The sequence below is a fragment of the uncultured Microbacterium sp. genome, assembly GCF_963521645.1.
In the GTDB taxonomy this organism is placed as follows: domain Bacteria; phylum Actinomycetota; class Actinomycetes; order Actinomycetales; family Microbacteriaceae; genus Microbacterium.
Genome location: NZ_CAUQVQ010000097.1, coordinates 1 through 9,062, shown reverse-complemented (window position 1 = coordinate 9,062; position 9,062 = coordinate 1). Strand labels below are relative to the sequence as shown.

The 9,062-nt window shown below is 70.2% G+C and carries 11 protein-coding genes; 5 read left to right on the top strand and 6 right to left on the bottom strand.

Going from position 1 to position 9,062, the window contains the following annotated elements; all coding sequences use genetic code 11:
* Positions 1–620 (bottom strand): polysialyltransferase family glycosyltransferase (locus RWO82_RS14015; protein WP_399540877.1); only part of this gene is annotated, 620 nt, incomplete at its 3' end.
* On the bottom strand, positions 617–1,648 hold the full coding sequence (locus RWO82_RS14010) for a glycosyltransferase family 2 protein (RefSeq protein WP_314428114.1): 1,032 nt from the start codon (positions 1,646–1,648) through the stop codon (positions 617–619). The genes RWO82_RS14010 and RWO82_RS14015, both read right to left, overlap by 4 nt.
* Positions 1,649–1,781: 133 nt before the next feature.
* Here RWO82_RS14010 and RWO82_RS14005 point away from each other — a divergent pair, with 133 nt between their 5' ends.
* Both RWO82_RS14005 and RWO82_RS14000 read left to right on the top strand, forming a co-directional pair.
* On the top strand, positions 1,782–2,684 hold the full coding sequence (locus RWO82_RS14005) for a hypothetical protein (RefSeq protein ID WP_314428113.1): 903 nt from the start codon (positions 1,782–1,784) through the stop codon (positions 2,682–2,684).
* A 50-nt stretch (positions 2,685–2,734) separates the two neighbouring features.
* Entirely contained in the window at positions 2,735–3,058 is a 324-nt protein-coding gene (locus tag RWO82_RS14000) for a DUF4229 domain-containing protein (RefSeq protein WP_314428111.1), read from the top strand.
* A gap of 230 nt (positions 3,059–3,288) precedes the next feature.
* Here RWO82_RS14000 and RWO82_RS13995 read toward each other — a convergent pair whose 3' ends face one another.
* From RWO82_RS13995 to RWO82_RS13985, 3 genes are all read right to left on the bottom strand, one after another.
* Positions 3,289–4,266, bottom strand: coding sequence for a 1,4-dihydroxy-2-naphthoate polyprenyltransferase (locus RWO82_RS13995; protein WP_314428109.1), 978 nt, complete (start codon positions 4,264–4,266; stop codon positions 3,289–3,291).
* Positions 4,267–4,336: 70 nt separating this feature from the next.
* Positions 4,337–4,981 carry a dihydrofolate reductase family protein gene (locus tag RWO82_RS13990; protein ID WP_314428108.1) on the bottom strand — a complete coding sequence of 215 codons (645 nt, stop codon included), beginning with the start codon at positions 4,979–4,981 and terminating at the stop codon, positions 4,337–4,339.
* A gap of 29 nt (positions 4,982–5,010) precedes the next feature.
* Positions 5,011–5,301: a DUF4287 domain-containing protein gene (locus RWO82_RS13985; protein ID WP_314428107.1), complete on the bottom strand. Its 291-nt coding sequence runs from the start codon at positions 5,299–5,301 to the stop codon at positions 5,011–5,013.
* Between the two features lie 114 nt (positions 5,302–5,415).
* Between RWO82_RS13985 and RWO82_RS13980 the strand changes: the two genes are divergently transcribed.
* The gene (locus RWO82_RS13980; RefSeq protein ID WP_314428105.1) at positions 5,416–6,450 is read left to right on the top strand and encodes a helix-turn-helix domain-containing protein; all 1,035 of its coding nucleotides are present in this window, start codon (positions 5,416–5,418) and stop codon (positions 6,448–6,450) included.
* Positions 6,451–6,463: 13 nt separating this feature from the next.
* Here RWO82_RS13980 and RWO82_RS13975 read toward each other — a convergent pair whose 3' ends face one another.
* Entirely contained in the window at positions 6,464–6,922 is a 459-nt protein-coding gene (locus RWO82_RS13975) for an Lrp/AsnC family transcriptional regulator (protein WP_314428103.1), read from the bottom strand.
* A 71-nt stretch (positions 6,923–6,993) separates the two neighbouring features.
* Here RWO82_RS13975 and RWO82_RS13970 point away from each other — a divergent pair, with 71 nt between their 5' ends.
* Both RWO82_RS13970 and RWO82_RS13965 read left to right on the top strand, forming a co-directional pair.
* Entirely contained in the window at positions 6,994–8,424 is a 1,431-nt protein-coding gene (locus RWO82_RS13970; RefSeq protein ID WP_314428101.1) for a DUF6421 family protein, read from the top strand.
* Between the two features lie 105 nt (positions 8,425–8,529).
* On the top strand, positions 8,530–9,062 hold a 533-nt coding region (locus RWO82_RS13965; RefSeq protein WP_314428099.1), incomplete at its 3' end, for an SDR family NAD(P)-dependent oxidoreductase.

Genomic DNA, 9,062 nt, shown 5'->3' with positions numbered 1-9,062 from the left:
GCGTCGATCGGGTCTGCGTCGATCGGGTCTGCGTCGATCACGGAGTCCGCCGCCTCCCGCAGCACGGCGCCGAACAGCGCCGGCGGCACGGGGATCGTCTGCGCGTGCGGCGACCCCACGAGCGGCACGACTCCGGGCACGACATCCGCGTGCACCACGCGGCCGATGCGCGCGGTCACCGTGTGCGGCAGCGCGATGCGCATCGGCGAGTAGGTCATCAGACCGTCGCCGATGATCGTGATGCGCGCATGCGGGAAGACCTGCATCAGGGTGAGCGCGGGCGCGACCTGCGGGCTCTGCAGCAGGATCTCCAGGTCGTCGTCGAGGCCCCACGCCCGAGTGAGCAGACGCCGCAGCAGCGGAAGGTCTGCGGGGGCCGGCTGCCAGGAGCTCGGATGCAGCGGCCCGAGCAGCTGATCGAGGTCTTCGACCCGGTCGAACCGCGCACGCAGACCCGCGAGCGCGGGGTCCGCGACGATGCCGACCGAAGTCTCGGGCACACGGGACGAGTGGAACGGCACGAGCAGCCGCTCGCCGCGCTCCCCCAGAAGTCCCGCGTCGAGGGCTGCGGCCGCGGTCGCGAGTCCGTAGGCGCTGTGCAGCGCGAAGAGCCGGGTCATGCGGGAGCCCCCTGCACGCCGATGTTCGCCGCGCGTGCGCCGGTGTTCGCCGTGCGTGCGCCGACCTCGCGGAGCATCGACGCCAGCACCCTGCGACGTGGCCCGTCGAGTCGAGCGAGCACAGCGCCGGTCTCCTCGGCGGGCAGGCGCCCGAGGAGACCACGGATGCCGGCGCGCATCTCGCCGCGCAGAGCGGGGGTCATCCGCCGTGCGCGCACCAGGTGACGCGAGCTCAGTGCGAGCACGGTCCACACCGCCTTGGGCAGGAAGCGCTCCGCCTCGGCATCCGCCTCGACGATGTCGAGCACCTCGTGCATCGCGCGGGCGAAGTCGAGCTGTCGCCGATCGCGCACCTGGGTCAGCGACGTCGCGACCCCTCGCCGGTAGAGCAGCGCGGGTGCGTCGACCACCGCGAACGAGCGCGCCTGCAGATGCAGACGCCAGATCCACGGGCGGTCCTCGGCCGTGAAGAGCCCCGGAGTGAACTCGGCGAGACCGTCGTCGAGCACGCGACGGTGCAGCATGCCGGCCCACGCGAACGGGTAGTCGACCATCGTCGGTTCGTCTGCGGGCAGGATCGCCTCTCGGGGCGAGCCGACGACGTCGCGCCACGGGTGCGGTGCGGGCTTCAGCACCCGCGCGCCGTCGGTCACGGTCACGTGGTCGGTGCGCACGAAGTCGCACCCCAGCCCGTGCAGTCGCCGCGCGAGCACCTCGAGGCGCCGCGGCTGCATCCAGTCGTCGCCGTCGAGGAAGCAGAACGCGTCGCCTTCGACGTGCGCGAGTCCCTGGTTGCGCGCCGTCGCGAGCCCGCGCGGGGCCGCATTGCGGATGACCTCGGCGTGGGGGAACCGCTCCGCGTACCGCCGCATCAGGGCGCCGGTGCCGTCGCGCGAGCCGTCGTCGATCGCCACGAGCTTCAGCGAGGCCGAGTCGTCGAACTGGCGGGTCAGCGTCTCGAGCGTCGTGCCGATGTACGAGACGGCGTCCTTGGCAGGAAGGATGACGGTGACGAGCGGTGTGCGCACGGAACTCCCGGGGTGGACGGTCTCGGAATCGTGCCAGGCGCTCCTTGCCGATCGGAGACGGCGAGGTGAACGTGCGGTGTCGGCACGACCGGCTCGCGCGCCCTGTTCGCATCGGTCGCGCGGATCGGCGACGATGGGAGACATGCTGTGGCCGTTCGGGACGACGTGGCGCCCGGTGCGCCAGAAGCGCCGTGACACCGTCGACCTGCGCTGGCTCAGCGCCCGCAGCTGGACGCGTCGCTGGTATCCGCAGGGCATCGACCTCGGCGAGTGGCACGGGCGCCGCACGCTGGCCGTGAGCTGGTTCCGTCAGCGGCTCGACGGTCACCATCTGGCGTCCCGCGTCGCGTTCGTCGACCTCGAGCGCTCCCGGCATCTCGACGTGCTGCTCGCCGTCGACGAGGGCGGAGAGCTGCAGCCCGCGCCGATCCACGCCGGCGGTCTCGCCTGGTTCGGCGACCGCCTGTTCGTCGCCGCCACGGGCCGCGGCATCTGGGAGTTCGACCTGTCCGGCATCCGGCGGGTGCGGGGTGCCGACGCCCGCCGGATCGCCGGACTCTCGGGACGCGGTGTGCGGGCATCCGCCCTGGTCGCGGTGCGCACGCGCGTGCATCCGATCGATCTGCGCTGCTCGTATCTCGGCCGCGTCTTCGACGCCGACGGCACTCCGCTGCGGCGCGTCCTGATCGGCGAGTACGTGACGGCGGACTCCGGCCGGATCGCGGAGTTCACCGTTCCCGAGACCGAGGACGAGCGCTTCGAGGAGCAGGAGCGCTTCTCGCCCGGGATCCCCCGCATGCAGGGAGCCGTGCGCTGGGGCGAGCGCCACTTCGTGTCGCAGTCCGACCGGATGCATCCCGGCACCCTGTGGACCGGGCGACGGGATGCGCTCGAGCGCGACCGGGTGCCGCTCCCGATCGGATGCGAAGACCTCGCCCTCGACCTCGACGCGAAGCTGCTGTGGTCTCTCGGCGAGCATCCGTGGAAGAGAGTGGTCCGCGGCATCCCGTTCCGCACCCTCGGGATCGACTCCTAGCCGTCCGCGCTCCCAGCCGCCGCCTCAGAGCCCGAACGTAGACTGTGCGGGTGAAGAACCGTGCTCCTTTCCTCGTCTACACCGTGCTGCGGCTGCTGGCATTCCTCGTTCCGCTGGCCGTGATGTGGTTCTTCTTCCCGATCTTCCGCGAGTTCTGGTGGCTCGCCGCGATCTTCGCCGCGCTCATCGGCGTGAGCATCTCGATGCTGTTCCTGCGGGCCCCGCTCGCCGACGCATCGGCGCGTCTCGTCGAGCGTCGAGGCGGGCGCAGCGAGGCCGCTCAGGCCGACGCGGATGCCGAGGATCACGCGATCGACGGCACCGGCACCGAGCGCCCCGACTCGGGCAGCACCGGGTCGACGCCGCGGGTCTGAAGGCGAGACGCTCAGCTCACTCGTCGCCGTCGCGCCCGGTCACCGACCGGCGGGCGCCACGAGCATCTCCTCGATGACGGTGATGATCGACGTGCGACCAGCAGTATGACGCCGAGCGCGACCACCGCCCACGTCGGGGCCTGCGCGGGAGGCTCCGACTGCTCTCGGCGCCGCGCCCGCACGACGAAGCCGTCGATCCTCTGCTGTCGCTTCGGCATGAAGATCCGCTCTCAGCCGATGAACGCCCAGAACAGCGCGCCGGCGTAGAGCAGTGCCGTGAGCGAGGTCAGTGCCAGTGCGATCACCAGCTCCTTCGCCTGACGGTAGGTCCAGACGATCAGGATCGCCGGGAGTCCGGCCAGCAGCGCCAGCAGGCCGATCCAGGCGATCGGGTAGAGCAGGGCGAGGAAGGCCAGGATGCCGAACGGCACCAGCACGAAGAGGGTGAACAGCACCTGCGTGGCGCGCTTGCCGATGAGCACCGTCAGAGTGCGCTTGCCGACCTGGCGGTCCTGATCGATGTCGCGCAGGTTGTTCGCGAGCAGCACCGCGCAGGCGAACAGGCCCGCGGCGACGGCCCCGAGCCACGCCTGCTGCGGCAGCTCGAACGCCTGCACCCACGTCGTGCCCAGCGTCGCGACCAACCCGAAGAACACGAAGACGAAGACCTCGCCGAGCCCGTAGTAGCCGTAGGGTCGCTTGCCGCCGGTGTAGAACCAGGCGGCCACGATGCAGACCGCGCCCACGGCCAGCATCCACCATTGCTCGGTGCGGATCACGATCGCGAGGCCGACAAGAGCGGCGAGCGCGAAGAATACGAGACCGATGATCAGCACCGTGCGCGGCTTCACCCGACCGGAGGCGGTGAGGCGCGCCGGTCCGACTCTGACCGCGTCGGTGCCGCGGATGCCGTCGCTGTAGTCGTTCGTGAAGTTCACGCCGATCTGCAGCAGCACCGCGACCGCGAGGCAGGCGAGCGCGATCACCCAGTGGAACTCCGGTCCCGTGCTGCGGGCGGCGCCCGTGCCGATCACGACCGGCGCGACGGCGAGGGGCAGCGTGCGCAGGCGGGCCGCCCCGACCCAGTCGCCGAGCGTCACGGGCCCGGCATCGATGACGGCCTGGCTCGCCGGGTTGCCGCTGGCCCGCTTCGCGGGATTGCCGCTCACACGGGGCTGGTTCTTCTTGCGCTTGGAGGATGCTGCCACGCAGGGAATCCTACTGGCCGCGTCGATGTCGACCCTCGACTGCCGGCCGCCGACAGCGGGCCGCGGAGCGTCAGCGCCGCTCGAACGTCAGATGCGTGACGCCGCTCTCGGCGACCTCGGAGCGGACGTCGTAGCCGTTCTCGAGGCCGCGCAGGCCGTCCCAGACGCGCTCCCCGCTGCCGAGCACGAGCGGTGCGACCGCGAAGTGGATCCGGTCGACCAGGCCCGCGCGCAGGAACTGCCGCACCACGTCGACACCCCCGCCGATGCGCACGTCGCCGCCGCCTGCCGCGTCGATCGCGCGCGGCAGGATCTCTTCGGGTTCCGCGTCGATGAAGTGGAAGACGGTGCCGTTCGCGAACTCGATCGAGTCGCGAACCGTGTGCGTGAGCACGAACACCGGCACGTGGAAGGGAGGCTCGTCGCCCCACCACCCGCGCCACTGCGGGTCGTCCGGATGCTGATGAAGGCCGAACATCCCCGCGCCCATGATCTCGGCGCCGATGCCCTCGAAGTAGGCGTGCGCGTACTTCTCGTCGATCCCCGTCGTGCCGACGCCCGAGTCGTCGCCGAGCACGCGCGTGCGGAATGTGCGGGTGGCCGTGTACGCCGCCACGAGTCGCGGCCAGTCGTCGCCGAAGGGATTCTCGGGTGTCTGGTCGGTCGTGGTCGCGAATCCGTCGAGGGAGATGTTGAGATCGACGCGGACTGCCATGGTGGCTCCTCTCATCGTGCGGACGCGGGTCAGGCGTTCGGGTTGGTGTCTTTGCCGTCGAGCCACAGGGTGTCGGAGGCGTCGCCGTGCGCTCCGCCCTTGCCGACGTGCTTGTCGCTGATCTTCGGCCCCTTGAGGATCACATGCACCATCGCCTGTGCGTGACCGTGGCCGAGGCTGTACTCGTCTTTGAGCCAGTTGAGCACGACGGTCGACTTCGTCGTCTCGTCGAAACCCTGGTCCCTCGCGAGTTCGATGAACTGGCGGGGCGTGAGGCCGGTCTGGGTCTCGACCTTGTCGAGGTATGCCTGGAATGACATGGATGCTCCTGGGTGTGCGGTGCGGTCTGCTGAGTCTGTCTTCGATGAAAGAGGTCTGGCTGATGCCTCTCTCCCAGTCTCGACACCGTGTGCGGCCACTCCTAGAGTTTCGATGTGGATCGAAACATTGCCGAGCGGATGCCGGTCGAGGGTGTCGAGCACCCCGCCCATCGCGTCGAGTTCTCGCTGAGCCCCGGCGATGTCGAGGCCGTGCGGTTCGGCGTATCGCCCGGGCACGAGCTCGCCCACGCTGTGCGCGTGCTGCTGCGCCCCGAGCAGAATCCGTTGCAGTGGGGGTGGTTGCGGATCGTGCGCGACCGGCTGCCGGTGGAGAGCTTCCGGCTGCTGGCCGCGGTCATCGGCGATGACGGATACCTCCCGGATTTCCTCACCGCGACGCCGCGGTGGGACATGACTCCCGAGGGCGAACTCGAGGCGCTTCGTCGCACACCGCTCGAGGCCATGCGCGTCGACTTCGGCAAGATGGTGCTCCGCTCCTCGGGTGCGCGTCGGCAGGCGTTGGGCGAGATGCGAGAGGCGCCGGCCCGCGCACGCGCCATGATCGCTGAGGCGTGGTGGGAGGTCTGGTCGGCCACGCTCGCGCCGGTATGGCCGCAGCTCGAACGCCTGCTGCGCGCCGACATCGCCGTGCGCGCCCGGGTCATCGCCGCATCCGGCATCGCGGGCATGGCGGGCGGACTGCATCCTTCGGTGAGCTGGGGCGACGGCGCCGTGCGCGTCGCCCTGCGCCGGCACAGCGAGATCGTCGACTGCCACGGCAGCGGTCTCGTGCTCGTGCCCTCGGTGATGTCGTCGTGGGGATGCATGGTGCTGACCGAACCCCCGGCGCAGCCGACGCTGTTCTATCCGGCCCGTGGCGTGACAGCCGGGTGGGCGCGCAGCGCGAAGGACATCGAGGACGCACTCGGGGCTCTGCTCGGCGCGGCGCGTGCGGGAATCCTGCTCTCGGCGGGAGCGGCTCGCACGACCACACAGGTCGCCGCCGATGCCGGCATCGGCGCCTCAACCGCATCGCACCACCTCACCGTGCTGCGACAGGCAGGGCTCGTGACCAGCGCACGCGACGGCACCCGGATGCTGCATGTCCGCACGCCGCTGGGTGAGGCGATGGTGGGCGCGGTCCTCTGATCCGCGGGTGCGCTCAGGCCCCGTCGGCGACCGGGATGATGGGCCGGTGCTCGTAGTACGTCTGCAGCACGACGGTCGTGCGCGTGCTGACGTTCGCGGCGGTGCGGATGTCGCGCACGAGCTCTTCCAGCGCGCGCGGCGAGGGCACGCGCACGAAGAGCATGTAGCTCGCGTCACCGGCGATCGAGTGGCAGGCCTCGATCGCGGTCAGATGCTCAAGGAGCTCGGGAGCGTTGTCCGGCTGCGCGGGGTCGAGAGGCGTGATCTCGATGAAGGCCGACAGCGGGGTGCCGACCAGCTCCGGGTCGAGGATCGCTCGGTAGCCCGAGATGACTCCGCGGGTCTCGAGCCGACGAAGGCGCGACTGCACGGCCGACACCGACAGGCCCACGGCATCCGACAGCTGAGACAGCGTCGCACGGCCATCGCGGGAGATCTCGGCCAGGATCGCGAGGTCGACAGAATCATCCATGGATGTAATATTATCGTCAGTATTCCGTATAGACCGGAATTTTTACGTCGCGATCCCCGATCGGAGGTTCCATGTCCACTCCCATCCTGAACACTCAGGCCATCGTCGGCGAACCCGAGGTCGTCGAGGATGCATCCGTGGCGGAATCCTCCGCCGCCTGGGCTCAGCTCAAGGACGCTGCGATCGCCCTGCGCGACCTGCAGATCAAGGACGGGTCGATCCCCGACGCCGCGCATCACGCGGCTGCCCGCGACCTCGTCGCTGCGATCACCTCCGGCATCCGCGCCCTCGCGCCCGCCTTCCCGCACGATGCGGACTACCTCGCCGCCTCGGTGGCCGACTTCGACCGCTGGGTCGAGGGCGGCTTCGGCGTCCCCGACTTCCTCGATTCGCTCGTGGCCTTCCAGCCGCAGCAGCACCGCGTCGACGGCATCCGCCACCTGGTGGTCTTCCCGATGTACACGCAGAACGGCTCGAGCGACCGCCTGGTCGAGGCGCTCATCGTCGAGACGATCTGGCCGGAGTTCATCGCCGCGCTCGAAGCCGGCGACTACGGCAACAAGCTGTTCGTCTCACTGCGTCTGATCGACTTCACCCCGGGCTACGACACGAACTCGGCCGTGCTGTTCCCCGAGACCGTCGCGATGCGCGAGATCCCCTCGTTCACGTGGGGCGCGATCTTCCAGGACCGTGAAGCGGCTCGCTACCGCCGGGTCACTCGCGCGGCCGCCGAGATCACCAAGCTCGAGCTTCCGGAGCGGGCCGCGGCGATGCTCGATGACCAGGCGCTGACCGAGCGCGCGTTCGTGATGTGGGACATCATCCACGACCGCACGCACATGCGCGGCGACCTGCCGTTCGATCCCTTCATGATCAAGCAGCGGATGCCGTTCTTCCTGTACTCGCTCGAGGAGCTGCGCTGCGATCTGACCGCGTTCCGCGAATCCGTGAAGATCGAGCGTGCGCTCGGTGCTCGCGTCTCGGCCGGCGAGGAGCTCACGGTCTCCGAGGGCGAGATGCTCGAGCACGCGGGCCTCGTGCAGTACGCCGTGATCTTCGACCGCATCTTCCGCTTCGCGATCACCGGCTCCCGGGTGCGCAACTACGACGGCCTCGGCGGACAGCTGCTGTTCGCGTGGCTGCACCAGCGCGGCGTGCTGCACTGGACCGACACCGCGCTCGCGTTCGACTGGGACGGCGTGCCCGACGCAGTGGTCGCGCTCGGCGATGCGATCGACGAGCTGTACTGGCGCTCGATCGACCGGCCGAAGACGGCTCACTGGCTGGCCGCCTACGACCTGGTGCGCTCGGTGCTCACCCCGAACCCCGCCTCGAAGTGGGCGCGCGGGCTGCCGGACGAGATCCTCGCCGGCGCTCCGAAGGGGTACACCGACGCCGTGCTGGACGACGAGTTTCCGCTGTCGATGTTCTTCGAAGCCCTCGACAAGAAGATGAAGCCGGTCATCGAGTCGACCGTCGGCATCCGGGGCACCGACGACTGACTCGCGCATTTCTGGGGTCCGATCGCGGGGGCGATCGGACGGGGCGTCTGCGGCCACTCCTGCCCGGGGTGGCCGCAGCGCTGTCTTTCCGCGAGAGTTGAGCACATGAGCGTCACCGACCGCACGATCGTCCTCGCCGGAGCCACCAGCGCCTCGGGTCTCGCCGTGGCCCGGTCGCTGGTCGCCTCCGGCGCCCGAGTCATCGCGACCGGACGCTCGGCCGAACGACTGGAGCCCTTGCGCGTGATCGGAGTCGAGGTCGAGGTCGCCGATGCGACATCGCTCGACGAGATGACCGAGTTGGCGGCGCGGCTCGAGCGCGTGGATGCCGTGCTGCCGCTGGTCGGCGGGTGGCGCGGCGGCGGCGGACTCGCGGGTCAATCGGACGCCGACTTCGCCGCTCTCCTTCCCGCGCTCGATGCCGTGCGCGCGACCAGCAGGGCGTTCGACGAGGCACTGCGCGCCGCGCCCGCCGGCCGTTTCGCGATCATCTCGTCGACGGCCGTCGGGCGACCTCTCGCGGGAGGCGCGAACTACGCCGCGGTCAAGGCTGCGAGCGAGGCGTGGGCACGAGCGGTCGCCCAGGGCTTCGCCAAGGCCGCACGCGAAGCCGGTGAGCCACTGCGCGCGGCATCCGT